This is a genomic window from Photobacterium sp. R1, from assembly GCF_054600795.1.
The window spans coordinates 1-258 of record NZ_BAAHZP010000696.1; the positions used below are offsets into that span (position 1 = coordinate 1).

General features: G+C 52.3%; 1 protein-coding gene. It reads left to right on the top strand.

Translation table 11 applies throughout. The features are described from left to right. Positions 1-24 precede the first annotated feature (24 nt). Positions 25-258 (top strand): nitrite reductase small subunit NirD (gene nirD, locus ACYP03_RS26875; protein ID WP_459782791.1); only part of this gene is annotated, 234 nt, incomplete at its 3' end.

A 258-nucleotide genomic window follows, 5' to 3' on the forward strand; every position in this document is an offset into this window, starting at 1 on the left:
TAAGCACACAGAACAGGAGGGCGCATGAGCTGGAACAGAGTCTGCGATCTGGATGCCCTGATCGCCAATTCAGGGATGGGCGCAATGGTAGAAGGACAACAACTGGCCCTTTTTTATCTGCCAACCCAGGATCCCGCGGTCTTTGCGTTGGATAACTGGGATCCCATCGGCAAGGCATTTGTGATTGCCAGAGGCATAGTGGGAGATATCAAAGGTGAAGTGTGTGTAGCCTCACCCCTGTACAAGCAGCATTTTAGC